The sequence below is a fragment of the Palleronia pelagia genome (genome assembly GCF_900110115.1).
Taxonomy (GTDB): Bacteria; Pseudomonadota; Alphaproteobacteria; order Rhodobacterales; family Rhodobacteraceae; genus Palleronia; species Palleronia pelagia.
In genome coordinates, this window is record NZ_FOCM01000005.1 from 46,752 (window position 1) to 71,712 (window position 24,961).

General features: G+C 66.6%; 26 protein-coding genes and 2 tRNA genes. 20 read left to right on the forward strand and 8 right to left on the reverse strand.

Annotated features, from left to right (window positions below; all coding sequences use genetic code 11):
• The first annotated feature begins 12 nt into the window (after positions 1 to 12).
• Positions 13 to 1,332, forward strand: coding sequence for an ATP-binding protein (locus BMX96_RS11695; RefSeq protein ID WP_091845871.1), 1,320 nt, complete (start codon positions 13 to 15; stop codon positions 1,330 to 1,332).
• A 447-nt stretch (positions 1,333 to 1,779) separates the two neighbouring features.
• Here BMX96_RS11695 and BMX96_RS11700 read toward each other — a convergent pair whose 3' ends face one another.
• Positions 1,780 to 2,487: an RlmE family RNA methyltransferase gene (locus BMX96_RS11700; RefSeq protein WP_073125594.1), complete on the reverse strand. Its 708-nt coding sequence runs from the start codon at positions 2,485 to 2,487 to the stop codon at positions 1,780 to 1,782.
• Positions 2,488 to 2,590: 103 nt separating this feature from the next.
• Here BMX96_RS11700 and BMX96_RS11705 point away from each other — a divergent pair, with 103 nt between their 5' ends.
• Positions 2,591 to 2,938 carry a DUF1428 domain-containing protein gene (locus BMX96_RS11705; protein ID WP_091845676.1) on the forward strand — a complete coding sequence of 116 codons (348 nt, stop codon included), beginning with the start codon at positions 2,591 to 2,593 and terminating at the stop codon, positions 2,936 to 2,938.
• A gap of 13 nt (positions 2,939 to 2,951) precedes the next feature.
• Here the strand turns inward: BMX96_RS11705 and BMX96_RS11710 are convergent, their stop codons facing one another.
• Positions 2,952 to 4,067, reverse strand: coding sequence for a Ppx/GppA phosphatase family protein (locus BMX96_RS11710; protein ID WP_091845677.1), 1,116 nt, complete (start codon positions 4,065 to 4,067; stop codon positions 2,952 to 2,954).
• Positions 4,068 to 4,345: 278 nt separating this feature from the next.
• Between BMX96_RS11710 and BMX96_RS11715 the strand changes: the two genes are divergently transcribed.
• The 14 genes from BMX96_RS11715 to BMX96_RS11775 all read left to right on the forward strand — a co-directional run bounded on the left by BMX96_RS11715 (position 4,346) and on the right by BMX96_RS11775 (position 15,215).
• Positions 4,346 to 4,642 carry a virulence factor gene (locus BMX96_RS11715; RefSeq protein WP_073125585.1) on the forward strand — a complete coding sequence of 99 codons (297 nt, stop codon included), beginning with the start codon at positions 4,346 to 4,348 and terminating at the stop codon, positions 4,640 to 4,642.
• A 36-nt stretch (positions 4,643 to 4,678) separates the two neighbouring features.
• Entirely contained in the window at positions 4,679 to 5,590 is a 912-nt protein-coding gene (locus tag BMX96_RS11720) for a methylenetetrahydrofolate reductase (protein ID WP_091845678.1), read from the forward strand.
• Between the two features lie 7 nt (positions 5,591 to 5,597).
• On the forward strand, positions 5,598 to 6,578 hold the full coding sequence (locus BMX96_RS11725; RefSeq protein WP_091845679.1) for a methyltetrahydrofolate cobalamin methyltransferase: 981 nt from the start codon (positions 5,598 to 5,600) through the stop codon (positions 6,576 to 6,578).
• Positions 6,579 to 6,616: 38 nt separating this feature from the next.
• Positions 6,617 to 6,844 (forward strand): N-(5'-phosphoribosyl)anthranilate isomerase, encoded by a 228-nt coding sequence (locus BMX96_RS19330; RefSeq protein ID WP_214606846.1) that lies wholly within the window; start codon positions 6,617 to 6,619, stop codon positions 6,842 to 6,844.
• 66 nt (positions 6,845 to 6,910) lie between these two features.
• On the forward strand, positions 6,911 to 8,929 hold the full coding sequence (locus BMX96_RS11730; protein WP_091845680.1) for an ASKHA domain-containing protein: 2,019 nt from the start codon (positions 6,911 to 6,913) through the stop codon (positions 8,927 to 8,929).
• Between the two features lie 54 nt (positions 8,930 to 8,983).
• Positions 8,984 to 9,057 (forward strand) — tRNA-Gly (locus BMX96_RS11735).
• A gap of 126 nt (positions 9,058 to 9,183) precedes the next feature.
• On the forward strand, positions 9,184 to 9,879 hold the full coding sequence (locus tag BMX96_RS11740; RefSeq protein ID WP_091845681.1) for a DUF533 domain-containing protein: 696 nt from the start codon (positions 9,184 to 9,186) through the stop codon (positions 9,877 to 9,879).
• Positions 9,880 to 9,885: 6 nt separating this feature from the next.
• Positions 9,886 to 10,710, forward strand: a complete 825-nt coding sequence (locus BMX96_RS11745) for a PhzF family phenazine biosynthesis protein (protein ID WP_091845682.1) — start codon at positions 9,886 to 9,888, stop codon at positions 10,708 to 10,710.
• A 72-nt stretch (positions 10,711 to 10,782) separates the two neighbouring features.
• Entirely contained in the window at positions 10,783 to 11,193 is a 411-nt protein-coding gene (locus BMX96_RS11750; RefSeq protein ID WP_073125563.1) for a Fur family transcriptional regulator, read from the forward strand.
• Between the two features lie 109 nt (positions 11,194 to 11,302).
• On the forward strand, positions 11,303 to 12,184 hold the full coding sequence (locus tag BMX96_RS11755; RefSeq protein WP_091845683.1) for a DMT family transporter: 882 nt from the start codon (positions 11,303 to 11,305) through the stop codon (positions 12,182 to 12,184).
• A 73-nt stretch (positions 12,185 to 12,257) separates the two neighbouring features.
• On the forward strand, positions 12,258 to 13,532 hold the full coding sequence (eno, locus tag BMX96_RS11760; RefSeq protein ID WP_091845684.1) for a phosphopyruvate hydratase: 1,275 nt from the start codon (positions 12,258 to 12,260) through the stop codon (positions 13,530 to 13,532).
• Positions 13,532 to 14,116, forward strand: a complete 585-nt coding sequence (locus tag BMX96_RS11765) for a GNAT family N-acetyltransferase (protein WP_091845685.1) — start codon at positions 13,532 to 13,534, stop codon at positions 14,114 to 14,116. The genes eno and BMX96_RS11765 overlap by 1 nt, the downstream gene beginning before the upstream one ends.
• Positions 14,113 to 14,796: a haloacid dehalogenase type II gene (locus tag BMX96_RS11770; protein WP_091845686.1), complete on the forward strand. Its 684-nt coding sequence runs from the start codon at positions 14,113 to 14,115 to the stop codon at positions 14,794 to 14,796. The genes BMX96_RS11765 and BMX96_RS11770 overlap by 4 nt, the downstream gene beginning before the upstream one ends.
• A complete protein-coding gene (locus BMX96_RS11775; protein ID WP_091845687.1) occupies positions 14,793 to 15,215 on the forward strand; it encodes a cupin domain-containing protein in 423 nt (140 codons plus the stop codon). Before BMX96_RS11770 ends, BMX96_RS11775 begins: the two co-directional genes overlap by 4 nt.
• Before the next feature lie 70 nt (positions 15,216 to 15,285).
• Here BMX96_RS11775 and BMX96_RS11780 read toward each other — a convergent pair whose 3' ends face one another.
• The gene (locus BMX96_RS11780; protein ID WP_091845688.1) at positions 15,286 to 15,768 is read right to left on the reverse strand and encodes a PRC-barrel domain-containing protein; all 483 of its coding nucleotides are present in this window, start codon (positions 15,766 to 15,768) and stop codon (positions 15,286 to 15,288) included.
• A 249-nt stretch (positions 15,769 to 16,017) separates the two neighbouring features.
• Here BMX96_RS11780 and BMX96_RS11785 point away from each other — a divergent pair, with 249 nt between their 5' ends.
• On the forward strand, positions 16,018 to 16,788 hold the full coding sequence (locus BMX96_RS11785; RefSeq protein ID WP_091845689.1) for an SDR family oxidoreductase: 771 nt from the start codon (positions 16,018 to 16,020) through the stop codon (positions 16,786 to 16,788).
• A gap of 26 nt (positions 16,789 to 16,814) precedes the next feature.
• Positions 16,815 to 17,024, forward strand: coding sequence for a hypothetical protein (locus BMX96_RS11790; RefSeq protein WP_091845690.1), 210 nt, complete (start codon positions 16,815 to 16,817; stop codon positions 17,022 to 17,024).
• A 545-nt stretch (positions 17,025 to 17,569) separates the two neighbouring features.
• On the opposite strand, the gene BMX96_RS11800 is transcribed toward BMX96_RS11790, so the two are convergent.
• The 5 genes from BMX96_RS11800 to pdxH form a co-directional block, all read right to left on the reverse strand.
• On the reverse strand, positions 17,570 to 21,190 hold the full coding sequence (locus tag BMX96_RS11800) for a vitamin B12-dependent ribonucleotide reductase (RefSeq protein WP_091845692.1): 3,621 nt from the start codon (positions 21,188 to 21,190) through the stop codon (positions 17,570 to 17,572).
• A 436-nt stretch (positions 21,191 to 21,626) separates the two neighbouring features.
• Positions 21,627 to 21,703: transfer RNA gene (locus tag BMX96_RS11805), tRNA-Pro, on the reverse strand.
• 54 nt (positions 21,704 to 21,757) lie between these two features.
• Entirely contained in the window at positions 21,758 to 22,246 is a 489-nt protein-coding gene (locus BMX96_RS11810) for a DUF192 domain-containing protein (protein ID WP_091845693.1), read from the reverse strand.
• Positions 22,216 to 22,749 carry a cold-shock protein gene (locus tag BMX96_RS11815; protein WP_091845694.1) on the reverse strand — a complete coding sequence of 178 codons (534 nt, stop codon included), beginning with the start codon at positions 22,747 to 22,749 and terminating at the stop codon, positions 22,216 to 22,218. Before BMX96_RS11815 ends, BMX96_RS11810 begins: the two co-directional genes overlap by 31 nt.
• Before the next feature lie 91 nt (positions 22,750 to 22,840).
• Positions 22,841 to 23,446 carry a pyridoxamine 5'-phosphate oxidase gene (gene pdxH / locus BMX96_RS11820; protein ID WP_091845695.1) on the reverse strand — a complete coding sequence of 202 codons (606 nt, stop codon included), beginning with the start codon at positions 23,444 to 23,446 and terminating at the stop codon, positions 22,841 to 22,843.
• Between the two features lie 84 nt (positions 23,447 to 23,530).
• Here pdxH and fabI point away from each other — a divergent pair, with 84 nt between their 5' ends.
• Entirely contained in the window at positions 23,531 to 24,337 is an 807-nt protein-coding gene (fabI, locus tag BMX96_RS11825; RefSeq protein WP_091845696.1) for an enoyl-ACP reductase FabI, read from the forward strand.
• Positions 24,338 to 24,346: 9 nt separating this feature from the next.
• The gene (locus BMX96_RS11830; RefSeq protein ID WP_091845697.1) at positions 24,347 to 24,961 is read left to right on the forward strand and encodes a LysE family translocator; all 615 of its coding nucleotides are present in this window, start codon (positions 24,347 to 24,349) and stop codon (positions 24,959 to 24,961) included.

Here is a 24,961-nt window from a genome sequence, read left to right on the forward strand (position 1 = left end):
AGCGTGGCCAGCATGACAGTCGATGGCATGAAACGCTACATCCCCAGATCGCTCTACGGGCGGGCCGCCCTGATCCTGCTGCTGCCGGTCATCACCATCCAGCTGGTCGTGTCGGTGGTCTTCATCCAGCGCCTGTTCGAGGACGTGACCGAGCAGATGACCACGAATGTCGCGCTGGAGCTGTCGCGGCTCGTCACCCTGATCGAGGAGGCGCCAAACCCGGAGGAGGCCCGAGATCAAGCCGGCCGGCTGGCGCAGGCCCTGAACATCGAGCTGGCCCTGCCCGACCCCGATCCGGTGACCGGGGACGCGCGCCTGTTCTACGACCTGTCGGGGCGACTGGTCCTCCCCACGCTTTACGACGATCTGCCGGGCATCACCGGCATCGACCTCGCGCGCAACGACGGCGCGGTGTTCCTCACCATCGACACGTCAAAAGGACCGGTGGGGCTCAGTTTCGACCGCGACCGCGTGTCGGCCGAGAACCCGCATCAGCTGTTGGTTCTCATGGTTGGCACGTCTATCCTGATGACGGTGATCGCCTACCTGTTTCTCAAGAACCAGCTCAGACCGATCAAGCGCCTCGCCGCGGCGGCCGAGGCCTTCGGACGCGGCCGGCTTCAGCCCTATCGCCCCTCCGGCGCGACCGAGGTACGGCAGGCGGGGGCCGCCTTCCTCGACATGCGCCAGCGGCTCGAACGGCAGATGGAGCAGCGGACGCTGATGCTGTCGGGCGTCAGCCACGACCTGCGCACGCCGCTGACCCGGATGCGTCTGAGCCTGTCGATGATGGACGACCCCGAGGCCCCTGCCCTGTTGCGCGACGTGGACGAGATGCAGCGCATGCTGGACGCCTTTCTCGACTTCGCCCGCGACGGCACGCTGGACGATCCGACGCTGGTCGATCCCGCCCTCTTGCTACAGGATCTGGTCGAGAACAGCCGCCGCGCGGGACAGGCCGCGCATATCCACCGCATCACCGGCTCGGGCGAGGCGCTGCTTCAGCCCGTCGCGATCAACCGCGCGCTGGAAAACCTCGTGGGCAACGCCGTGCGGTATGGCAGCCGGGCCGAGCTGTCGCTGTCGCTGACCCCCAAGGCGCTGGTCTTCACGGTCGAGGATGACGGTCCCGGCATCCCCGAGGCGGCACGGGACGAGGCGATGCGCCCCTTCGCCCGGCTGGATGCCGCGCGCAACCAGAACGCGGGCGGCGGCGTGGGCTTGGGCCTGAGCATCGCCATGGACATCGCGCGACAGCACGGCGGCATCCTGCGGCTGGACCGGTCCGAACGTCTGGGCGGGTTGAAGGCGGATATCGTCCTGGCGCGGTGAAGCGCGGGGCGCCGCCCATGGAATTAGCCGCTACAGACAACGATCCTGCAAGCGAGCTTGTGTAAGCACCGCCTTAGGCTCGCCTCGGCATCAGGAAACGAGGCCGGCACCTTTTCCGTGCCGGCCTCGACCGCTCAGCCGGCAACATAGGGTTGGCTTGGGCGTGATGGGTCGCGAACGGCAGCCCAACCAGCGCCGCGGGTTGAAAATTGTCGCACCGGGGCGAGAGCCGGACCGATCAGCGCGCGGTGCTTGCGCAGGAAAACGGCGTTTTACCGTATCGAGGCAGGCCACGGCGACGGTCCGCTCCGACAGGGCGGCCGTTCGTTGCGACACCGAACCGAGGTGGTCTTCGCCAGCCGCGAAGGCGACGCGCCTCAGGACGAGACCGCGCGCCACTGGCCCACGATCCTTCCGGTCGAGACCGTCACGGCGAGCGGAGCGACCCTAGTCGACGCCGCGAAAGCCCTGCGCCACCACGAATTTCTCGGAACTGTCCGACCGGCTGCTGGGCGGTTTCATGTGGGCGACCTTGGCGAAGCGTTGTTTCAGGATCTTCTGCAGGTCGCCTTCGGCGCCGCCGGCCAGCACCTTGGCGACGAAGGTCCCGCCCTCGTCCAGCACGTCGAAGGCCAGGTAGGCCGCGGCCTCGCACAAAGCGATGATGCGCAGGTGGTCGGTCTGCTTGTGGCCCGAGGACGCGGCCGCCATGTCCGACATGACCACGTCGGCCCGCCCGCCCAGCAATTCCTTGACCCGGTCGTCGGCGCCTTCATCCATGAAATCCATCTGGTGGATCTCGGCGCCCGGCACCGGCTCGACCTCTTGCAGGTCAACGCCGAGGATGCGGCCTTTGGGCTTGCCCGGCGTATCCCCCAGCGCGTTGATGCGCGGCACGGCCACCTGCAGCCAGCCGCCCGGCGCGCAGCCAAGGTCCACCACCCGCGCGCCGGGGCGCAGGAAGCCGTACTTGTCGTCCAGTTCCATGATCTTGAACGCCGCGCGGCCGCGATACCCCTCGGCCTGCGCACGCTTCACGTAGGGGTCGTTCAGCTGCCGCTGCAGCCAGCGGGTCGAGGAGGACCGACGCCCCCGCGCCGTCTTCACCTTCACGGTCAGGTCGCGCGCGCCGCGGCCGCTGGTCTTCTTGGCCATGATCGCCATCCTTCCCCGCCCGCGCGGTCGCGCGAAACAAATCGTTGAAAATCGAACCCGGCCGGGCATCCATGGGGATACCGCAGACGAAGGAGTTCGCACCATGCCGTATTTCGATCTTTTCGTGGCCGCCGTTCCCAGCGCCGACAAGCAGGCCTATACCGAGTTCTGCACCAAATCGCACGCCTATTTCCTGTCCATCGGCGCCACGGGGGCGGTCGATTGCTGGGGCGACGATGTCCCCGGCGGAGAGCTGACATCATTGCCCATGGCCGTGAAGTGCGGCCCGGACGAAACGGTCGCCGCGGGCTGGATCGTCTGGCCCGACAAGGCCACGCGCGACGCGGGCTGGAAGCAGATGATGGAGAACGATCCCGAGATGCAGATGCCCTTCGACGGCAAGCGCATGATTTTCGGCGGTTTCTCCGAGATCGCCACCAGCGCGTCCTGACCTTGCCGCCGGATCAGTAGGGGCCGTCCTCCAGCACGCCGTCCGCCGACATCTGGGCGTAAAGCAACCCCTCGCGCAGGCCGCGGTCGGCCACGCTCAGCCGGTCGGTGGGCCAGACCCGCAGCAACGCCTGCAGAATCGCCGCACCGGACATGATCAGCGCGTGCCGGTCGCGTCCGATGCGCGGATCGGCGCGGCGCCCCTCGGGGCCGAGGGTCAGGTAATCGCGGATGACGGCATCGATTTGCGCGCTGGTCATCCGCAGCCCGTCCACGCGATTGCGATCATAGCGACGCAGGCCCAGGTGGCTGGCCGCCACGGTCGTGACCGTGCCGCTGGTGCCGATGATCTGGAAGCCCTCGCGCTTCTGCTCGGTGGCGTAAGGCGCGAAATTCACGAGGTTTTCCTCGAAGAACCAGCTCATCAGCGCGAAGCGGGCGGCGTCGTTCTTCACGTCGTCGAATTGCTCGCGCAGGGTGGCGACACCCAGAGGCACGCTGATCCAGTCCACGACACGCGCCGCCGGGAAGGGCGATCCGTCCGCGGGCTTGAAGCCCGCGTGCAGCCGCATGATGGCGCGGGGCCGTTCCACCCGCGGCACGCGGGTCAGGTCGATCCAGACAAGCTCGGTCGAGCCGCCGCCGATATCCACGACCATCAGCTGCTCGGTCTTGGTGCTGACCAGCGGCGCGCAGGAGATCACGGCCAGCCGCGCCTCTTCCTCGGGCTGGATGATGTCCAGCCGCAGACCCGTCTCGCGCCGGACCATGCGGATGAAGTCGCCCGCGTTGGTGGCACGCCGGCACGCCTCGGTCGCGACCAGCCGCATGTGGCTGACCTTGTGCTTCTGCAGCTTCGACTGGCAGATCCGCAGCGCGTGCACCGTCCGGCGCATGGCGGCGGCGTTCAGCCGCCCGCTCGCCTCGAGCCCCTGGCCAAGCTGCACGGACTTGGCGAAGGAATCCACGACATGGAACTGGTTGCCCTTGGGCTGGGCAATCAGCATGCGGCACGAGTTCGTGCCGAGATCCAGCGCGGCATAAAGCGACGCGGGATCGGGTTTCTGGGTGCCGGGCGGCTCTACCGGTTTCGGGAACACGCCCGCACCTATGGGACGCTTGGGCGCCATTTTCACACGCCCTCCTTTACACTTACCGCAAGCGTAGGCCCCGCGCCCGCACCTTGCAAGCCTTCTCACCGGTCGCGCGCCGCCCTGCCCCGGCCGCACGCCTTCATAATCATGTTGAGCCGAATGACGCGCCCCGCCGCTGGCCATCCCGGTCGCTTGGGCTTACCTCAGGCCGCGTGAGCGACGGGCGCGTCGTCTTGTCCCGACAGGATGTCGAAAATCGGCATTCCGGCGGGCCTGTCGCGTCCTATCGGAAACGGGAAAGAGGAGATCCGACTATGGCCGAGGTGACCATCGTGTACTGGCGCGACATGCCCGCCCAGGTCATCGTCGGACGCGGGCGGCGGGCCACGAAGCTGGCGCTGCCCGAACGGTTCGAACAGGCCATCGACCGCGCCGCCATGAAATCGGGCGCGGCCTCCACCGATGACTACCTCGCCGAATGGCGCAAGGCCCCTCCCTACAGCGTGGACGGCGACGATGCCGATGTCGCAAGGGCCGAGGCCGACCGGATCGACGCCGAGTACGACACCGACCGCCTGAAGACCCTGATCGCCAAAGACGGTTGGGCCTGACCCCTGCCCCGTTTCCCTCGCTCGCTGGAGACCCTGATGTCGCTTCTGTCCTTCAAACGCCCGTCCCCGACCACCAGGCCCGCCCACGGCGCCATGGCGCCGTTTCTCGACGGCTTCTCGATCGAGGTGATGCCGCGCACCGCCGCCAAGATCGACGATTTCCGCGCGATCCTGCCCGAGGGCACCCGCGTCTACATCGCACATATCGACGGCACGCCCATCGACGACATGGTCGCCACCGCCCGGCGCCTGGCCGACCAGGGATTCCCGGTCATGCCGCACTTTCCGGCCAGGGTGATCCCCGACCGCGCGACGCTGGCGGACTGGATCGCGCGCTATCGCGGCGAGGCCGGCGTGGACCAGGCGCTGGTCCTGGCGGGCGGCCTGGCGACGCCCAACGGCGACTTCACGGACAGCATGCAGTTGCTGGAAACCGGCCTGTTCGGCGACTTCACGCGAATCCACGTCGCCGGCCACCCCGAGGGCAACCGCGACATCGACCCGTCGGGCGGCGCCGACAACGTGAGCGCCGCGCTGCGATGGAAGCAGCGTTTCTCGGAAACCACCGACGCGCGCATGGCCATCGCGACGCAGTTCTGCTTCGACGCGGCGCCGGTGATCGACTGGGCCGACAGCCTGCGCGCGGCCGGCATCGACCTGCCCATCCATATCGGCGTGGCCGGTCCCGCCAAGCTGCAAACCCTGATCAAGTTCGCCATCGCCTGCGGCGTGGGCCCGTCACTGTCGGTGCTGCAGAAGCGCGCCATGGACGTGACCAAGCTGCTGCTGCCCTACGAGCCCACTGACGTCGTGGCCGCGCTGGCCGCGCACAAGGCGCAACACCCCGAGTTCAACATCGAAAGCGTGCACTTCTTCCCGCTGGGCGGCATCACCGCCACGGCGGACTGGGCGCGCGACCACGGCGGCCAACGCGCCGCAGCCAGATAGGAAAGCCATGACCCGTACCGTTATCGAGTCGAAGACCAAGACCGTCACCATCGGTTTCGACGAGCCCTTCTGCGTCATCGGCGAGCGCATCAACCCCACCGGCCGCAAGAAGCTCGCGGCCGAGCTGGAGATGGACGATTTCTCGACCGTCGAGAAGGACGCGATCGAGCAGGTCGCCTGCGGCGCCATGGTGCTGGACGTGAACTCGGGCGCGGTCTTCACCAACAAGATGGCCGAGGATCCGCGCTACGCCGACAACAACTTCGTCGAGCCGCAGCTGATGCCGGAACTCGTGCGGCGGGTGCAGTCGCTGGTGGACGTGCCGCTCTGCATCGACAGCTCGGTCCCCGGTGCGCTCGAGAACGGGCTCGAAGCCGCCGAGGGCCGCCCGCTGCTGAACTCGGTCACGGGCGAGGAAGAACGGCTGGAACTGGTCCTGCCGCTGGTCAAGAAATACAACGTGCCGGTCGTCGCGATCAGCAACGACGACACCGGTATCAGCGAAGACCCCGAGGTGCGGTTCGCCGTCGCCAAGAAGATCGTCGAGCGTGCCGCCGATTTCGGCATCCCCGCCCACGATATCGTGGTTGATCCGCTGGTGATGCCCATCGGCGCCATGGCCACGGCCGGCCAGCAGGTCTTCACCCTCGTCCGCCGCCTGCGCGACGAGCTGGGCGTCAACACCACCTGCGGCGCGTCGAACGTGAGCTTCGGCCTGCCCCATCGCCACGGCATCAACGCGGCCTTCCTGCCCATGGCCATCGGCGCGGGCATGACCAGCGCCATCATGAACCCCATGCGCGCCGTCGAGATGGAGGCGATCCGCGCCGCCAATTTCCTGATGAACCACGACGACAATGGCTACGAGTGGATCAAGTTCTCGCGCGTGCTGGATGCGGTCGATGGCGGCGAAAGCTTCATCGAGGCCTCGAAGGCCGCGCAGGCCGCCGGCGGGACGCGTGGCGGACGGCGGCGGCGCCGCGGTTAAGCCCATGTTTACCATGCGCCGGTTCAGATCGGGGGATGATGCTATCCCCCCCCACCCCGTTCGACGGTCATCACGTGGCCGAGTTGTTTTCGGCCAAGGCTGTCGCACGTGGCTGTGTGGTCCGATGGAACCGGGCCTGGGCGGATCGCGAGATCGGGCGCGACCGGCTGATCGCCGAGGTGCGCAGCCGCGGCTTTCACATGATCGCCTGCGGCCCTCAATACGTGATCATCTGCAATCGCGGCGGCATCGACATGATCTGCTGACCCGAATTTGCGTCGCAAATTCTTCGATATTCTCGAACCGAAAATCGCTTTCCACGGGGAACACGCATGTCTGATCCCTTGGTCGTCTTCATGCCGTCGGGCAAGCGCGGCCGCTTCCCGGCCGGCACCCCCGTCCTGACCGCCGCCCGCCAGCTCGGCGTCGACCTCGACTCGGTCTGTGGCGGGCGGGGCATCTGCTCCAAATGCCAGGTCAGCCCCGGCAGCGGCGCCTTCCCGAAGCTGGGTCTCACGGTGCGCGAGGATGCGCTGAGCCCGTTCAACAAGGTCGAACAGCGCTACGACGAGAAGCGCGGGCTGAAACCCGGTCGCCGCCTGGGCTGCCAGGCCCAGATCCAGGACGACGTGGTCATCGACGTGCCGGCCGGCAGCCAGGTCCACCGTCAGGTCGTGCGCAAGGCCGCGACCGCCCGCGACATCGTCATGGACCCGGCCACGCGCCTGATGGTGGTCGAGGTCGAAGAACCCGACATGCACACGCCCTCGGGCGATCTCGAACGGCTGAAGCGCGCGCTGAAGGATCAATGGCAGGTGGACGGCCTGACCGTGACCCTGCCGGTGCTGTCCAAGCTTCAACCCGCGCTGCGCAAGGGCGAGTGGCAGGTCACCTGCGCCATCCACCACGACCATTCGGGCGCGCCGCGCCTGCTGGACGTCTGGCCCGGCTTCTACGAGGGCGGGCTTTACGGCCTGGCGATCGACCTGGGCTCGACCACCATCGCGGCGCACCTGTGCAACCTGCAATCCGGCGAGGTCGTGCTGAGCACCGGCGTCATGAACCCGCAGATCCGGTTCGGCGAGGACCTGATGAGCCGGGTCAGCTATTCCATGATGAACCCGGGCGGCGACGCCGAAATGACCCGCGCCGTGCGCGAAGGGCTGTCGGGGCTGATCGAGGATACGCTGTCCGAGGCCGATATCCCCGCCCGCGCGGCGGTCGAGATCACCGTCGTCTGCAATCCCGTGATGCACCACCTGCTGCTGGGCATCGACCCGGTTGAACTGGGCCAGGCGCCCTTCGCGCTCGCCACCGCCGACGCGCTGACGCTGGACGCGGCCGAGCTGGATATCGGCTGCGTGAACCCCGCCGCGCGAACCTACCTTCTGCCCTGCATCGCGGGTCACGTGGGCGCCGATGCCGCCGCGGTCGCCCTCAGCGAGGCGCCGGGCGCGCAGGAGGACCTGACGCTGATCATCGACGTGGGCACCAACGCGGAAATCCTGCTGGGCGACCGCGACGGCGTGCTTGCCTGCTCCAGCCCCACGGGGCCCGCCTTCGAGGGCGCGCAGATCTCCAGCGGACAGCGGGCGGCGCCCGGCGCCATCGAGGCGATCCGCATCGACCCCGAGACGAAGGAGCCGCGCTTCCGCGTCATCGGCTGCGATCTCTGGTCCGACGACCCGGGCTTCGCAGCGGCCACGAAGGACACGGGTATCACCGGCATCTGCGGTTCGGGCATCATCGAGGCCGTCGCCGAGATGCGGATGGCGGGCCTTCTGGACGCGGGCGGCCTGATCGCAAATGCCGAACAGGCCGGCACCGACCGGATGCAACCCGACGGGCGCACGCAGGCCTACGTGATCCACGACGACGGCGAACGGCGCATCACCGTCACGCAGGGCGACATCCGTGCCATTCAGCTTGCGAAATCGGCGCTTTACGCCGGGGCGCGGCTCTTGATGGACGAACGCGGCGTGGACCGGGTCGGCCGCGTGGTCCTGGCCGGCGCGTTCGGCGCGCATATCAGCCCGCTGCACGCCATGGTGCTGGGCATGATCCCGGACGTCCCGCTCGACAGGGTAACCAGCGCCGGGAACGCGGCCGGCACCGGCGCGCGGATCGCTCTGCTGAACCGTGCCGCCCGGTCCGAGATCGAGTCGACGGTCCGGCGCATCCACAAGGTGGAAACGGCGATCGAGCCCCGCTTCCAGGAGCATTTCGTGGCCGCCAACGCCATCCCCCACGCCACCGACCCGTTTCCCGAGCTGCGCAAGATCGCGACCCTGCCCGACCCCAGCTTCAACACCTCAGGCCGCGAAGGCGGACGCCGCCGCCGCCGGGGCTGAGCCGCCCGAGGCCGCTTGACGGCGCGCCCGCTTTGGCGCATGGGATGGAGCAAGGCGGGTGTAGCTCAATGGTAGAGCAGGAGCTTCCCAAGCTTAAGACGAGGGTTCGATTCCCTTCACCCGCTCCAGTTTTCCAGATCCGCGAGACTTCGACCGCTTGGCCGGTTCACGCCGATTCTTCGGCCCGCTCACTGGCGCGGAGGGATCGGCGCGCCTAGGTTTGTTGCAATAGCAATCCAAGGCGGGAGAACACCATGTCGTTGAAGAATATGGCCGTGAAAATGGCGCTGGCCTTCGCCGCCGCGAAGGGCGTGCAGGCCTACCAGCAGGCAGGCGGCATGGACGGCATCCGCCGCAAGCTCGCACAGCAGAAGGCACAGGGCGGCAGCGCGGGCGCGCCGTCCTCGACCGGCGGGCTCGACGGGCTTCTCGGCCAGCTGGGCCTTGGTGGCGGCGGCAGCAGCGCTGGCGGATCGTCCTCGCTGGGCGGGCTTCTGGGCGGGCTCGCCGGTGTCGCGGGCGGCAGCGCGGGCGCGGGCAAGATGAAGGGCCTGCTCGACACCACGCGCGAGACGCCCGCCGATACGGCCGAGGAAGAACAGGTCTCGGGCCTGATGATCCGCGCCATGATCCAGGCGGCCCGCGCCGATGGCGAGATCGACCAGGCCGAGCGCGCCACGCTGATGGAGATCATCGGCGACAGCGACCCGCAGGAGACGGCATTCATCCAGGCGCAAATGACCGCGCCCGTCGATCCCGAGGCGCTGGCCCGCGACACGCCGCAGGGCCACGAGATCGAGGTCTATACTTCCGCCGTGCTGGCCATCGATCCCGACAACCGCGCCGAAGCCGTGTTCCTCGACACGCTGGCCAAGGGTCTGTCGCTGGGCCAGCAGCAGGTGAACGATATCCACGACGCGCAGGGCAAGCCGCCGCTCTACACGGTCTGAACACGCGTGCCGGTTCCCTACCTCGTCTACGACGTCTTCACCGACCGCCCGTTCGGCGGCAACCCCCTGGCGGTTTTCCCCGATGCCAGCGCGTTGCCGCAGGACCGGCTGCAAACCATCGCGCGGGAGTTCAATTTTTCCGAGACGGTGTTCCTCTTCCCCGCGGAAGACGCCACCGCCCGGCTGCGGATTTTCACGCCCTTGCAGGAGGTGCCCTTCGCCGGGCACCCGCTGATCGGCGCGGCGGTCGCGCTGGGTGATGCGGGCCACGGCCCCCAGCTGTCCCTGGCCCTGCGGGATGGGACCGTGACGGCACAGATCGCGGACGGGCGCGGGGAGTTCACCCGCACCACCCCGCTCGAGATCCTGCACCGGCCCGACCCGGCCCTGGTGGCCCGCTGCCTGTCGCTGCCGCCGCACTCGATCCGCGGCGCGGTCATGGCGTCGGTCGGGCTGCCCTTCGTCCTGGCCGAGATGACATCGCTGCAATGTCTCGACGCCTGCCTGACCGACATGGACGCCTTCCGACGCGGCCAGGCGGCCTATCCGTCCGAGTTCGATTTCGCCGTCCTCGCCTACGTGCGCGATGGCGAGCGGGTGGACGCGCGGATGTTCGCGCCGCTCGACAACATCCCCGAGGATCCGGCCACGGGCAGCGCGGCGGCGGCCCTGGGCGCCTACCTGCGCGGCGACGCGGCCGAGCTCAGGCTCGAGATCCGGCAGGGCGAAGCCATGGGCCGGCCCAGCCGCATCGGCGTGATCGCGACACCGGACGGTGTCACGATCTCGGGCCGTGCCGTGCGGGTCATGGAAGGCCGGTTGCTGGTCTAGCGGCCGGATTTGCGGTGGTCGCCGATCGCAACCGGCGATAGACAGGGCACGCCTTGAGACGCCGGGGGCCGCATGTCAGACACCATCCTCGACCGTTGCGCCGCGCACGGTCTGCGCATGACCGAACAGCGCCGCACCATCGCGCGGGTGCTCGAGGACAGCCGCGACCACCCGGATGTCGAAACCCTGTACGGCCGCGCCGTCGAGGCGGATCCCAACATCTCGATCGCCACCGTCTACCGCACCGTGAAGCTGTTCGAGGAAAGTGGCATCCTGGAGAAGCACGAATTCGGCGACGGACGCGCCCGTTACGAGGATGCCGAGCGCGATCACCATGATCATTTGATCGACCTGCAATCAGGGGACGTGATCGAATTCGTCGATCCCGAGATCGAGGAACTGCAGGAACGCATTGCAAAGCGGCTCGGATACGAGCTGAAGGGCCACAAGCTGGAGCTCTACGGCGTGCGGCGCCGGAGCTGAGCCGGCCTGCCCCTCCGTTGACCGAATGACGGCCGTGGGCCACTGATGGCCATGCGGCGCGCGCGACAGTCGACGGCGCCGCCAGTCTTAACCGATCGACGGGGTCACGATGGACAATTTGCGCGCCATTGCGCTCATGTGCGTGGCCATGGCCTGCTTCGCGATCGAGGACATGGTCATCAAGATCGTCGCGCGGGACCTGCCGACCTGGCAGATCTTCTTGCTGATGGGCGGCGTGGGCCTTGTCATGTTCGCAAGCCTCTGCCGCCGCCATGGCCTGCCGTTGATCTCGCGCGCGTTCCTGCATCCCCTGGTCCTGGTGCGGAATACCGGCGAGATCATCGCCGCACTGGGATTCGTCACGGCATTGACACTGGTCGAGCTGTCGCTGGCCACGGCGATCCTGCAGGGCACCCCGCTTGCGGTCACGGCCGCAGCGGCCCTGGTGCTGGGCGAACAGGTGGGCTGGCGCCGGTGGGTGGCGGTCGGGCTGGGCATGGTGGGTATCCTGATCATCCTCGACCCGTTCGGCGCGGATTTCCGCCCCGAGGCCCTGCTGGCGCTGCTGGGGGTCCTTGGCCTGGTGTTGCGCGATATCGCGACCCGGCGCATCCCGCAGACGATCCCCACCCCGCAGCTGACCTTCTGGGGCGTCTCGTCCTACGTGCTCTGCGGTGTCATCCTGTTCCCATTCCAGCCCGGCGTGGTGGTGCCCGCGCCCGCGACCTGGGCGGTCCTTGTCGGCGGCGCGGTTATGGGCGCCAGTGGCTACTGGGCCCTGACCACGGCCACGCGCCTGGGCGAGGTCTCGGCCGTCGTGCCCTTCCGCTATACCCGCCTGATCTTCGCCATGGCGCTGGGGGTTCTGGTTCTGGGCGAACGACCCGCGGCCACGACCCTTCTGGGCGCGGCGCTGGTCGTGGGCACCGGCCTTTACACCGTGCTGCGCGAAAGACGGCTGGCCCGCGCGGCCGCCGCCCCCGCATGTTAGCGCAATAGCTTTCATCGCCACCGGCCCTGCGCTAGGTATCGGGCAACGCAAGCCATACCGACAGGAGAGACCCATGAGCACGATCATCGACATCATCGGCCGCGAGATCATCGACAGCCGGGGCAACCCGACGGTCGAGGTGGACGTGGTGCTCGAGGACGGGACCATGGGCCGGGCCGCCGTGCCCTCGGGCGCGTCCACCGGCCAGCACGAGGCGGTCGAGCGCCGCGACGGCGACAAGTCGCGCTACATGGGCAAGGGTGTGCTCGAGGCCGTGGCCGCCGTGAACGGAGAGCTGGCCGAGGGCCTGGTGGGCATGGATGCGACCGAGCAGCAGGCCATCGACGCCACGATGATCGAGATGGACGGCACCGACAACAAGGGCCGCCTGGGCGCCAACGCTATCCTCGGCGTCTCGCTGGCCACGGCCAAGGCCGCCGCCGAATATACCGGCCAGCCGCTGTTCCGCTACGTGGGCGGCACGGCCGCGCGGGTGCTGCCGGTGCCCATGATGAACATCATCAATGGCGGCGAGCATGCCGACAACCCGATCGACATCCAGGAATTCATGATCATGCCGGTGAGCGCGGGCAACATCCGAGACGCCGTGCGCATGGGCTCCGAGGTCTTTCACACCCTCAAGAAGGAACTGTCGGCCGCCGGCATGTCCACGGGCCTGGGCGACGAAGGCGGCTTCGCGCCCGAGCTGGGCTCGACCCGCCACGCGCTGGATTTCATCCTGAAATCCATCGAGAAGGCCGGCTACACCCCCGGTGACGACATCATGCTAGCCATGGATTGCGCCGCGACCGAGTACTACGAGAACGGCAAGTACGAGATGAAGGGCGAAGGCGCGACGCTGAGCTCGGAAGAGAACGTCGCCTACCTGGAAAAGCTGTGCAGCGACTACCCGATCCTGTCGATCGAGGACGGCATGTCCGAGGATGACTGGGATGGCTGGAAGATGCTGACCGACGCCCTGGGCGGCAAGGTGCAGCTGGTGGGCGACGACCTGTTCGTCACCAACCCCAAGCGACTGGCGGACGGCATCAAGAAGGGCTGCGCCAACTCGATGCTGGTGAAGGTGAACCAGATCGGCACCCTTTCCGAGACGCTCAGGGCCGTCGACATGGCCCACCGGGCGCGCTTCACCAACGTCATGTCCCACCGCTCAGGCGAGACCGAGGATGCGACCATCGCCGACCTGGCCGTGGCCACCAATTGCGGGCAGATCAAGACCGGATCGCTGGCACGCTCGGACCGGCTGGCGAAATACAACCAGCTCATCCGCATCGAGGAGATCCTGGGCGAGTCGGCCGAGTTCGCCGGTAAGTCGATCCTGCGCTGATGCTGGGAGAAGGTCACCACGACGTCCCGAAAGGCATGCTGGCGGCGGTGGTCACGCATCTCGTGTGCCACCGTCCCGCGCCGGCGCAACCCGCCCCGGCGGGTGTGCGGCTGAGGCGCGAGACGCGGATGCCGGCGGCCACCTACCGCGACCTGTTCCGGCTGATCGGGCGCGACTGGCTGTGGACCAGCCGCCTGATGCTGGGCGACGAAGACTTGCTGGACGTGATCCTGGACCCGAAGGTCGAGCTTTACCTCGTCGAAAGCGATAACGGCCCCTTGGGCTTGGTCGAGCTGGACTTCCGCGAAGAGAACAACCCGCAGATCGCCTTTTTCGGGCTGACCCCCGCGGCGGTCGGGCGCGGCATCGGATCGTGGCTCATGCCCGAGGTGCAGCGCCGCATCTTCGACCGCGGCGCCAAGACCGTGCGGCTGAACACCTGCTCGCTCGACAGCCCGAAGGCGATCCCGTTCTACATGAAGCACGGGTTCGAGGCCGAGCGGCGCGAGGTCAACATCTTCCCCGACCCGCGCGCCATCGGCGTGCTGGATTCCGAGGCCGCGCCCATGGTCCCCGCGTTGTGAGCGCGCCTGCCGCGCTGATCTTCGACGTGTTCGGCACCTGCGTCGACTGGCGGGCTTCGGTGGCCCGCGACGTGGCGAACGCGATCCCGTCGGTCGATGCCTTCGCCTTCGCGGACGCGTGGCGCGGCGAGTATGACCCGGCGATGGAGCGGATCCGCTCGGGCGGGCGGGGCTACGTGCCGCTGGACGACCTGCACCGCGAGAATCTGGACATCGTGCTGGACCGGTTCGGCGCCTCCTGTGCCGATCCGGACGCCTTGAACCACGCGTGGGAACGGCTGGATCCCTGGCCCGACACCGTCGCCGGGCTGACGGCCCTGAAGGCGGGCCACATCATCGCGCCCTGCTCGAACGGGTCGATCGCGTTGATGACGCGTCTGGCCAAGTGGGGCGGCCTGCCGTGGGATTGCATCCTCGGGGCAGAGATCGCGCGCGACTACAAGCCCAAGGCCGAAGTCTACCTTACCTCCTGCGCCGCGCTGCGGCTGACGCCGGGCGAGGTGATGATGGTCGCCGCCCATAACGGCGACCTGCACGCGGCACGGGCGGCGGGGCTTCTCACCGCCTTCGTCCCGCGCCCGACCGAGCATGGAACGTCTCAGACGACCGACCTTGCGGCCGATGGCGACTGGAACCTCGTGGCGCGCGATTTCAACCACCTGGCCGAACTGCTGTCATGACCGCCGACGAGATCGTCGCACAGCTGGACCTGCGCCCTCATCCCGAGGGCGGGCATTACCGCCGGACATGGGAAGGTCCCGAGACGCCGCGCGCCAGCGGGACCTGCATCTACTTCCTGCTGAGGGACGGTGAGGCCAGCCACTGGCACCGGGTCGACGCCACCGAGATCTGGCATTTCTACGCCGGCGCGCCGCTGACCCTGTCCATCGCCGCCGACGAGGACGGCCCGGCCACCGACCATACCCTGGGCCCGGACCTGGCCGCCGGCGCCGCGCCGCAGGTGATCGTGCCACAGGACCACTGGCAGATGGCGCGGGCGCATGGCGGCTGGACGTTGGTGGGCTGCACGGTCAGCCCGGGCTTCCGGTTCGAGGGTTTCACGCTGGCGGCGCCGGGTTTCGATATTCCGCGCGGCTAACCTTCAGCACCCGAACGGAAAAAGGGCCCCGCGCGGGGGCCCTTCCTCAAGTCGTCTTTCGCAGGCCGGATCAGTTCCAGAAGCCTTCGTCGACGCCTTCAAGCTCTTCCAGCTCTTCTTCGCTGCGGTTGGTGACGTAGCCATAGGTGGCATCGTCCACCGCGACGAGGTTCACGTCTTCGACGGGGATCATGACCGTCTTGTCACCTACGTCGAGGAAGCCGCCGATCTCGGCCACGATGCCGATCATCTGGCCCGACTTGTTGAGGACCAGGTCCTCGATCTCGCCGATATTGGTCCAGTCGCCGCTGACGGCGTCATACATCGACCCTTCGACCCAGTCGTCCAGGCCGGCGGTGGTGTAGACATTGCCGCCGGTGATGTCGCGGCTGCGGATCAGGTCGGCGCTGTCGGCGTTGGCCATCTGGTTGTCGGTGGCGGTCATCGCGCCCTCCGACTGCATGCTGTCGCCGTTTTCCGAGCTGTGGTTCTCGGCGTGAACACCGGTCGCTGCGAGGCCAAGGGCGAGTGCGGTGGTGGTCAGAATTTTCATTGCTAAACCCTTTCTTGTTTCGATTTGCTGATGGACCAACGGACACCCCGCCCGGGGCAGTTCCTGAGGAATCTGCCAAGACCCTGAGAAAAGGGGTTATTTTTCATAGAACCAGGCCCCGCGGCGCCGTCTCGACCCGGACAGGATGTCACAGGACATAATTCGCCGCCGCGCGGCATCGGCACGCGACACCGGCGCGCCCTGCCCTATCTGTCGCTGCAACGCAGAACTCCAAGGCAGCAAGAAAACATGAACGCACGACACACCGATTCCCGCGCCCTGATCCTCGGCGGCACCCAGGGCGTGGGCCTCGCCATCGCGAAGCGGCTGATGGCCGAGGGCTGCGAGCACGTGGTCATCACCGGCCGCGACGCGGACAAGGGCAAGCGCGCGGCGGACGAGATCGGGGCGACCTTCGTTCAGGCCGATCTCGAGGACGTGGCGGGGACCATCGACACCGTGGACCGCGCGGCCGGGATCATGGGCCGGGTGGATACGCTGGTGGTGGCCGGCGCGCTGACCGACCGGGGCACGATCCTCGACACCACGCCCGAGCTGTTCGACCGCATCCTGAAGATCAACACCCAGTCGCCCTTCTTCGCGCTGCAGCGCGTGGCCCAACGGGCGCGCGAGGCCGGCCACAAGGCGGCCTGCGTGAACATCCTGACCATCAACATCCACGGCGGGCAGTCCTTCCTCGCCCCCTACGCCGCGTCGAAATCGGCCCTGGCGCTCATCACCAAGAACGCGGCGTCGGTGCTGGCCAAAGACCACATCCGGGTGAACGGCATCAACGTGGGATGGATGGAAACCCCGGGCGAGGCCGAGGTGCAGAAGAAGTTCCACGGCGGTGACGACGACTGGGCGCTGAAGGCAGCCGAGGGGCGGCCCATGGGCAAGCTGGTGCAGCCCGACAGCGTGGCGGGGCTGACGGCCTACCTGCTCAGCGACGACGCGGGCGTGATGACCGGCGCGCTGATCGATTTTGACCAGGTCGTGCCCGGCATGTATCCCGAGTAGGCTTCCCAGCCGAAGGACCGCAGCCGATGAAGATCCTGGACGGACAGCACCCGTTCTTCCGTCCGCTCTGGCGGCGGGTGGTGGTCACCGCCATCTGCGGCGCCTGGACGATCGTCGAACTCGTTTCCGGCAACACGTTCTGGGCCGGGGTCTTCGGCGTCATGACGGCGCTGTGCGTCTGGGAATTCTTCGTGGCGTTCAAAGGCGACGACGTGGACGGCGGCCCGGACAAATAAAAAGGGCCCCCGCGGGGGCCCTGAGTTTCGTTGACCAGGCTCTGTCATTGCTGCTCGATATAAATTTTTGCCTGTGGCCTGGCCGACGTCCAGGGCGAGCGCACCCGCCCCGTGACCGGTAATCACCCTAGATTGTTCCTTCTGGATCTGTCTGGGTTCGAAGCGACGAATTTTGTGCCACTACATGTTTCGCGAGTGTGGTAGCCAGGGTGTTGTCCACGCTCGACTTCCTTCACGAGTTTATGCCGTGGCATGTGCCCCCGCCCCGGAACATTGAAGCCAATGTTCAGACCAGTTGGGGTCTCCTTCGTCACCTTGATGTTTTTCTTGGCAGCCATGGTGGGCTCCTAAGTTGTCCACATACTGTCCTCCGCTTCGGAGAAACTGGTGGATAGAGACAAGCACGCTATTGATTGCTTAGTCCGCCGATGTTTCTTCGTCTTATCGACTCGTGAGAGCCGAACTAGCTTACCGGCAGCGTGCTAGGCGATTGCCGGATGAGCTGGGGGCCGATGCGCCAACATCGGTCCCCAACCCTCAATTTCTCAGCTGCACCCCGACGTCCCGCCGCAGGTGTTGCACTTCATGCAGGTGCCGTTGCGCACCAGAGTGTAGTTGCCGCACTCGCCGCAGGGGTCGCCCTCGTAGCCCTGCATCTTGGCCTTGGCGCGGGCGTCCATGGACACCGCCGGCTTGGTCTCGGTCGCCACGGCCACCGCCGCGTCGCCGGTGTCGAGCGCGCGCTCCTCGAAGGACCCGCCCTGCAGGACCACGAAGTCCTTGGGCGCCCGGCCCCGCAGGTACCCGGTCGAGGCGACCTGCCGCAGCACGTCCAGCGGCGAGGCACCGGCACTGTCGGGCACGTCCGAGAAGTTGCGCTTGCCCTCTTCCTCGCCCCGGCCCAGGTCGTCGAAGCTTTGACCTTCAGGCTTCACGTGGGCCAGGTCGCTGCGGTCGAGATAGCTGACGGCCAGCTCGCGGAAGATGTAGTCGAGGATCGACGTGGCATTCTTGATGCTGTCGTTGCCTTGCACCATGCCCGCCGGCTCGAACCGGGTGAAGGTGAAGGCGTCCACGAATTCCTCGAGCGGCACGCCGTATTGCAGGCCCACCGACACCGCGATGGCGAAGTTGTTCATCATCGCCCGGAAGCCGGCGCCTTCCTTGTGCATGTCGATGAAGATCTCGCCCAGGCGGCCGTCGCGGTATTCGCCGGTGCGCAGGTAGACCTTGTGCCCGCCGACGATGGCCTTCTGGGTATAGCCGCGGCGGCGTTCGGGCATCTTGTCGCGCCCGCGCGCCTTCTCGACCTCTTTCATCACCACGCGCTCGACGATCTTCTCGGCCAGCACGGTCGCCTTTTCCTGGGCGCTGCCGGTGGCGAGGGTCTCCTCGGCCTCGTCGTCATCGGCCACGAGGGCCGAGGCGAGCGGCTGGCTGAGTTTCGAGCCGTCGCGGTAGAGCGCGTTGGCCTTCACCCCCAGCGACCACGACAGCTCGTAGGCGCGCTGGCAATCCTCGATCGTGGCCGAGTTCGGCATGTTGATCGTCTTCGAGATCGCACCCGAGATGAAGCTTTGGGCGGCGGCCATCATGTGGATGTGGCTGTCGACGCTCAGGTACCGCTTGCCGGTCTTGCCGCAGGGGTTGGCGCAATCGAAGATGTGCAGGTGCTCATCCTTGAGGTGCGGCGCGCCTTCCAGCGTCATGGTCCCGCAGACATGGTCGTTCGCGGCGTCGATATCGGCTCGGCTGAAGCCCAGGTGGCGCAGCAGGTCGAAGGACGGATCGGTCAGCTTCTCGGCCGGGATGCCCAGCGTCTCGGTGCAGAAATCGGCCCCGAGGGTCCACTGGTTCATCACGAAGCGGATGTCGAAGGCGGACGGAAGCGCCGCCTCGATCTTGTCGATCTCGGCCTGGCCGAAGCCGTGGCCCATCAGCGACTGGTGGTTGATGCCCGGCGCGTTGCCCAGCGTCCCGTGACCCACGGCATGGCTGATGATCTGGCTGATCTGCGCGCTGCCGTAGCCGAGGTTTTCCAGCGCGTTCGGCACCGAGCGGTTGATGATCTTGAAGTAGCCGCCGCCGGCCAGCTTCTTGAACTTCACCAGGGCGAAGTCGGGCTCGATCCCGGTGGTGTCGCAATCCATTACGAGGCCGATGGTGCCCGTGGGGGCGATCACGCTGACCTGCGCGTTGCGGTAGCCATGGGTCTCGCCCAGCGACAGCGCCTCGTCCCAGGCCTGGGTCGCCAGCTCGACCAGCGTGGCGTCGGGGCAGTTATCGTGGTCCAGCGGGACCGGCTTGACCGCCAGCCCATCATAGCCGCTGGCCTTGCCCTGTGCCGCGGTGCGGTGGTTGCGGATGACACGCAGCATGTGCTGGCGGTTCTTGGCGTAGCCCGGGAAGGGTCCCAGTTCGCCCGCCATCTCGGCCGAGGTGGCGTAGCTGACGCCGGTCATCAGCGCGGTCAGCGCACCGCACAACGCGCGGCCCTGATCGCTGTCGTATCCCAGCCCCATGTTCATCAGCAGGCCGCCGATATTGGCATAGCCAAGACCCAGCGTGCGGAAGTCATAGCTGCGCTGCGCGATTTCCTTGGACGGGAACTGCGCCATCAGCACGCTGATCTCGAGCGTCACGGTCCACAGCCGCGTGGCGTGCATATAGTCCTCGGCCTGGAACACGCCGTCCTTCAGGAAGGTCAGCAGGTTCATCGACGCCAGGTTGCAGGCGGTGTCGTCCAGGAACATGTACTCGCTGCACGGGTTCGAGCCGCGGATCGGCCCGTCCTCGGGGCAGGTGTGCCAGGCGTTGACGGTATCGTGGTACTGGATGCCCGGATCGGCACAGGCCCAGGCGGCGTGGCCGACCTTTTCCCACAGGTCGCGGGCCCTCACGGTCTTCGCCACTTCGCCCGTCGTGCGGTTCATCAGCTGCCAGTCGGCATCGTCCTCGACCGCCTTCAGGAAGGCATCCGTCACGCGGATCGAGTTGTTGGAATTCTGCCCCGAGACCGAGTTGTAGGCTTCGCTGTCCCAATCCGTATCGTAGGTGGGGAACTCGATACGGTCGTAGCCCTGGCGGCCGTAATCCAGCACGCGCTTGATATAGGTCTCGGGGATCGACACCCGCTTGGCCGCGCGAATTGCGGTCTTGAGGGCGTCGTTCTGGGTCGGATCATAGGCATCTTCGGCCTTCCCGTCCCAGGATTTGAAAGCTGCGAAGATGTCGTTGAGATATTTCTCGTGCATCTTCGATCCGGCAACGATACTGGCGACTTTCTGTTCTTCCAGCACCTTCCAGTCGATGAAGGCCTCGATGTCGGGGTGATCCGCGTCCACGATCACCATCTTCGCTGCTCGACGGGTGGTTCCGCCGGATTTGATCGCGCCGGCTGCCCGGTCACCGATCTTCAGAAAACCCATAAGACCCGACGACCGGCCACCGCCCGACAGCGGCTCGCCCTCGGCACGCAGGCTCGAGAAATTGGTGCCGGTGCCCGAGCCGTACTTGAACAGCCGCGCCTCGCGGACCCACAGGTCCATGATGCCACCGTCATTCACCAGGTCGTCGCTGACGGACTGGATGAAGCAGGCATGGGGCTGCGGGTGCTCGTAGCTGGACTTGGACTTGGTCAGCTTGCCGGACTTGTAGTCGACATAGTGGTGACCCTGCGCCGGGCCGTCGATGCCGTAGGCCCAGTGCAGGCCGGTGTTGAACCACTGGGGCGAGTTCGGCGCGGCCTTCTGGGTGGCCAGCATGAACCGCATCTCGTCGTAATAGGCGCGCGCGTCCTCTTCGCTCGAGAAGTAGCCGCCCTTCCAGCCCCAGTAGGCCCAGGCGCCGGCCAGACGGTCGAACACCTGCTTGGACGAGGTCTCGCCGCCCATTACGGCGCCGTCGTCGGCCTCGGAGCGCCACAGGAACTCGGGCACGCCGCGCTCCTTCACGCGGCGCAGCTTCGACGGGACGCCGGCCTTGCGGAAATACTTCTGGGCGATGACGTCGCTGGCCACCTGGCTCCAGCTCGTGGGCACTTCGACCGCGTCGTTGTGGAACACCACCGTGCCATCGGGATTGCGGATCTCGGACACCGTCGTGGTGAACTCCAGCTCCGCGTAGGCGTCCTGCCCGGCCTTGGTGAATTTGCGGTCGATCTTCATGTCAAATGCCCCGTCACTTTGGTTGTCAGCCCGCGGTGATCCGCGTGATTTTTCGTGCAAGCCATAGGACCGCCCCGGACATGAGGGGGGTGTGGGCCGAGGATGTGTGCGCATCCCCTGCCCTATGCGTATCCACTATATCTGGTGGTCGTCTGGCTTGCCCACACTTGGTGCAGTATCGGGCCGCCAGGGGTCAACGTAAAATTCGCCGTTATTCACAGCTAAAAAATGCCAAGGAACTTGATGAATTCGACGATCGCACATCCGATCGGAGAAAATCCCTTGTTTATAGTTAATTAGACAAGGTGCGCACAATCCGATGGCGATGAAGCTCGAATCACTGCCGCTGCGAAGCGGACGCGGTCAAGGTCGAACTGTGGGGATAACTGCCAGATTTCGTTGCAGTCAAAAAACGCTCCACCAGATGTGGAAGGCGTGGTCGGGGCGATAGGATTCGAACCTACGACCTACGGTACCCAAAACCGCCGCGCTACCAGGCTGCGCCACGCCCCGACGCGGCCTGCATAGACGCAGGCCCGCGCGATGGAAAGCCATTATCGGTGGGCTTCAACCCTCGGAGCAGGCCCAGGCGGCCACATCCTGTGGCAGCGCCGCGTGGCGCATCTGGGTGCCGGGCGTGATACCGATCTGCGCGGCCAGCCCGCCGTTGATCTCAAGCACGCTCAGCACCCCGTCACCCCCCGAGATCGAGGTCTCGTCCAGAGGCACGGCGTTCTCGTGCACCCGGGTCACGGTGCCGGTTTCGTCGGCGAAGATCATGTCCAGGGGAATCAGCGTGTTGCGCATCCAGAAAGACGCACTGCGCGGGCTTTCGTAGACGAAAAGCATCCCCTTCCCGCGCGGCATGTCCTCGACGAACATCAGACCCCGGGCGCGTTCCTGCGGATCATCGGCCAGGTCCACCCGGAACGAGGCTTGCCCGAAATCGCCCCGCAGCTCGACCACGCCATTGCGGCAGTCCGCCTGCGCCGCTCCGGCCAGCAACACGGACCCGAGCGCGAAGATCAGTCGGTGGAATTGATTGCGCTTTCCCATAAGCTCACATGCGTCGCCAGACGCCCCCTCTCGCCGATGGCCACGCGAATGGCGACCGCTTCTCCCGGTTGCAGATCCGCCAGCGTCGAGCGGCGCAGCACGTCCACGTGAATGAACACGTCATCACTGCTGCCGAACTCGTTGGCGAAGCCGAACCCCTTGGACCGGTCGAACCATTTTACGCGCGCGGGCACAAGAGGCCCGCCCGGATCAACGACCTGCGGCTCGGAGAGAGGGGCGCCCAGAGGATGTTCGGAGGGGTCCGGCGGCTCGATCTCGAGCACGGAGTGAGCCTGTTTTCCCCGATGGGTTTCGATCACGCGGATCCGCACTCGCGCGCCCTCGGCCACCGAGCTTTGACCAAAATTTCGCAGGACATTGGCATGGAGCAATATGTCTCCGGTCACATCGGGCGCAGTGACAAAGCCGAATCCCTTCGACGTGTCGAACCACTTGACGTGGCCGATGATGACTTCCCCGTCCTCACCTCCGGTGTGAGTCATAATGCACCACGGCGGGTTCTCCGCCGTCCCTTAAATTTCAGGTACCCTCTCCACTCGTCATGACAACGAATACGTAATGCTTTGATTTATACTATGGGAAAAGACGTAGTGTCCGCCAGCCCCTGCCGCTCGGCTCGGGGCTCCAAACTTCGCGATCGTGGAGCCGGTGCGCGCCATCTGCCCAAAATTCAATCGATTCAGGCCGCAAGCGGAAGCCGCCCCAGTGCGGCGGGCGACCCGGATTATCGCCAAGCGTGTTTCGCGCTTCCGCCACTCGCGCCTCAAGCGTTTCACGGCTGTCAAGCGGCCGCGATTGCAGCGACGCCCACGCCCCCAGCCGAGACCCGAGGTCGCGCGAGGCATAGTAAGAATCCGACTGTGCGGCCTCGACCCGCGAGACTGTCCCGCGCACCCGGATCTGCCGCCGCAGCGTTTTCCAGTGGATCACGAAGGCCGCCCGGCCCGACTGCGCCAGTTCCTGCCCCTTGGTGCTGTCGTAATTGGTGTAGAAGACGAAGCCGTCCTCCTCGATCTCCTTCAACAGCACGATCCGTACGTTTGGCATCCCGTCCGCGTCGACACTGGCCAGCGCGATGGCGTTGGAGTCGTTCGGTTCGGACGCTTCGGCCTCGGTCAGCCAGTCACGGAACAGCGTGACGGGATCGCTGGCGCCGAAGATGCTTGAGGTCTGGGTCATGATGAGCGTTCACCCGCGTCTTGAAGGGGTCTGGCAGATACCCTAAGCCTTTTGCGAAGCATAGGAAATGGCAGGGACGGCACCATGGCGAACGATCTGATGGCGGGCAAGCGGGGCCTGATCATGGGCCTGGCCAACGATAAATCCATCGCCTGGGGCATCGCCAAGGCGCTGGCCGACGCGGGGGCCGAGCTGGCCTTTTCCTACCAGGGCGAGTCGCTGAAGAAGCGCGTGGGCCCTCTGGCCGAAAGCCTGGGCTCGGGCATCGTTCTGCCTTGCGACGTGAGCGACGGCGCCAGCATCGACGCGCTGTTCGACGACCTGAAGGAACGCTGGGGCAAGCTGGATTTCGTGGTCCACGCCATCGGATTCTCGGACAAGTCCGAGCTGCGCGGCCGCTATGTCGACACCAGCCCCGAGAATTTTCGCATGTCCATGGACATCTCGGTCTATTCCTTCACGGCCGTCATGCAGCGGGCCGAGAAGATGATGACCGACGGTGGGTCGGCCCTGACGCTCACCTATTACGGCGCGGAACGGGTCATGCCCCATTACAACGTCATGGGCGTGGCCAAGGCCGCGCTCGAGGCGTCCGTGCGCTACCTGGCCGAGGACCTGGGCAAGGACGGCATCCGCGTGAACGCGATCAGCGCGGGGCCCATCAAGACCCTTGCGGCCAGCGGCATCGGCGATTTCCGCTACATCATGAAGTGGAACGAGTACAACTCGCCGCTGCGGCGCAACGTGACCATCGGCGACGTGGGCGGATCGGCGCTGTATCTGCTGAGTGAACTGGGCGCGGGCACCACGGGCGAGGTTCTGCATGTCGACGCGGGCTATCACGTGGTGGGCATGAAGGCCGTGGACGCGCCCGACATGAGCAAGATGTAGAGTAGACAGGTGTCGCTGCTGGCTTTCTTCGGCGTCGCGCTGGCGCATCTGCTGGCGGCGATCAGCCCCGGCCCGTCCTTCGTGCTTTCGGTGCGCACCGCCATTGGCGAGGGATTCCGCCCCGCCGCCGGTCTGGCCCTGGGGTTCGGTATCGGCGCCATGCTCTGGGCCACGGCGGCGCTGGCCGGCTTGGCCCTGGTGTTTGAAATCCTGCCGCCCGTCTTCGTCGCGCTGAAGGTTCTGGGCGGGCTGTTCCTGGTCTGGCTTGGCATCACCATGTGGCGCCATGCTCCTGCCCCTCTGCCCACGGTCGACGCTGGCCAGGCCCCGCGCGGCACCCTTGCGGCCATCCGTCTGGGCGTGGCCGCGATGCTGGCCAATCCGAAACCGGCAATCTTCTTCGGTGCGGTTTTCGTGGGCCTCGTCCCCGCCGCCGCAGGGGTGCTGGACAAGGCCTTGGTTCTTTTCAACATCCTGTGGGTCGAAACGGCCTGGTACCTGCTGGTCGCCTGGGCGTTTTCGCAGCCCCGGGCACGCGCGGCTTACGGCCGGGCGAAAACGACGCTCGACCGCGGCTTCGGTGGACTCCTTGCCGCGCTCGGGGCAAAAGTCGCGCTAGGCTGA

What these genes read in the sequence shown, in the direction of transcription:
- BMX96_RS11700 (WP_073125594.1), bottom strand. Translation starts at nt 2,487, where the DNA reads ATGGCCAAGAAGACCAGCGGCCGCGGCGCGCGCGACCTGACCGTGAAG.
- BMX96_RS11705 (WP_091845676.1), top strand. Translation starts at nt 2,591, where the DNA reads ATGCCGTATTTCGATCTTTTCGTGGCCGCCGTTCCCAGCGCCGACAAG.
- eno (WP_091845684.1), top strand. Translation starts at nt 12,258, where the DNA reads ATGAGCACGATCATCGACATCATCGGCCGCGAGATCATCGACAGCCGG.
- BMX96_RS19330 (WP_214606846.1), top strand. Translation starts at nt 6,617, where the DNA reads ATGCTATCCCCCCCCACCCCGTTCGACGGTCATCACGTGGCCGAGTTG.
- BMX96_RS11740 (WP_091845681.1), top strand. Translation starts at nt 9,184, where the DNA reads ATGTCGTTGAAGAATATGGCCGTGAAAATGGCGCTGGCCTTCGCCGCC.
- BMX96_RS11725 (WP_091845679.1), top strand. Translation starts at nt 5,598, where the DNA reads ATGACCCGTACCGTTATCGAGTCGAAGACCAAGACCGTCACCATCGGT.
- BMX96_RS11810 (WP_091845693.1), bottom strand. Translation starts at nt 22,246, where the DNA reads ATGGGAAAGCGCAATCAATTCCACCGACTGATCTTCGCGCTCGGGTCC.
- BMX96_RS11800 (WP_091845692.1), bottom strand. Translation starts at nt 21,190, where the DNA reads ATGAAGATCGACCGCAAATTCACCAAGGCCGGGCAGGACGCCTACGCG.
- BMX96_RS11785 (WP_091845689.1), top strand. Translation starts at nt 16,018, where the DNA reads ATGAACGCACGACACACCGATTCCCGCGCCCTGATCCTCGGCGGCACC.
- pdxH (WP_091845695.1), bottom strand. Translation starts at nt 23,446, where the DNA reads ATGACCCAGACCTCAAGCATCTTCGGCGCCAGCGATCCCGTCACGCTG.
- BMX96_RS11720 (WP_091845678.1), top strand. Translation starts at nt 4,679, where the DNA reads ATGTCGCTTCTGTCCTTCAAACGCCCGTCCCCGACCACCAGGCCCGCC.
- BMX96_RS11815 (WP_091845694.1), bottom strand. Translation starts at nt 22,749, where the DNA reads ATGACTCACACCGGAGGTGAGGACGGGGAAGTCATCATCGGCCACGTC.
- BMX96_RS11765 (WP_091845685.1), top strand. Translation starts at nt 13,532, where the DNA reads ATGCTGGGAGAAGGTCACCACGACGTCCCGAAAGGCATGCTGGCGGCG.
- BMX96_RS11780 (WP_091845688.1), bottom strand. Translation starts at nt 15,768, where the DNA reads ATGAAAATTCTGACCACCACCGCACTCGCCCTTGGCCTCGCAGCGACC.
- BMX96_RS11790 (WP_091845690.1), top strand. Translation starts at nt 16,815, where the DNA reads ATGAAGATCCTGGACGGACAGCACCCGTTCTTCCGTCCGCTCTGGCGG.
- BMX96_RS11710 (WP_091845677.1), bottom strand. Translation starts at nt 4,067, where the DNA reads ATGGCGCCCAAGCGTCCCATAGGTGCGGGCGTGTTCCCGAAACCGGTA.
- fabI (WP_091845696.1), top strand. Translation starts at nt 23,531, where the DNA reads ATGGCGAACGATCTGATGGCGGGCAAGCGGGGCCTGATCATGGGCCTG.
- BMX96_RS11730 (WP_091845680.1), top strand. Translation starts at nt 6,911, where the DNA reads ATGTCTGATCCCTTGGTCGTCTTCATGCCGTCGGGCAAGCGCGGCCGC.
- BMX96_RS11775 (WP_091845687.1), top strand. Translation starts at nt 14,793, where the DNA reads ATGACCGCCGACGAGATCGTCGCACAGCTGGACCTGCGCCCTCATCCC.
- BMX96_RS11695 (WP_091845871.1), top strand. Translation starts at nt 13, where the DNA reads ATGACAGTCGATGGCATGAAACGCTACATCCCCAGATCGCTCTACGGG.
- BMX96_RS11715 (WP_073125585.1), top strand. Translation starts at nt 4,346, where the DNA reads ATGGCCGAGGTGACCATCGTGTACTGGCGCGACATGCCCGCCCAGGTC.
- BMX96_RS11750 (WP_073125563.1), top strand. Translation starts at nt 10,783, where the DNA reads ATGTCAGACACCATCCTCGACCGTTGCGCCGCGCACGGTCTGCGCATG.
- BMX96_RS11755 (WP_091845683.1), top strand. Translation starts at nt 11,303, where the DNA reads ATGGACAATTTGCGCGCCATTGCGCTCATGTGCGTGGCCATGGCCTGC.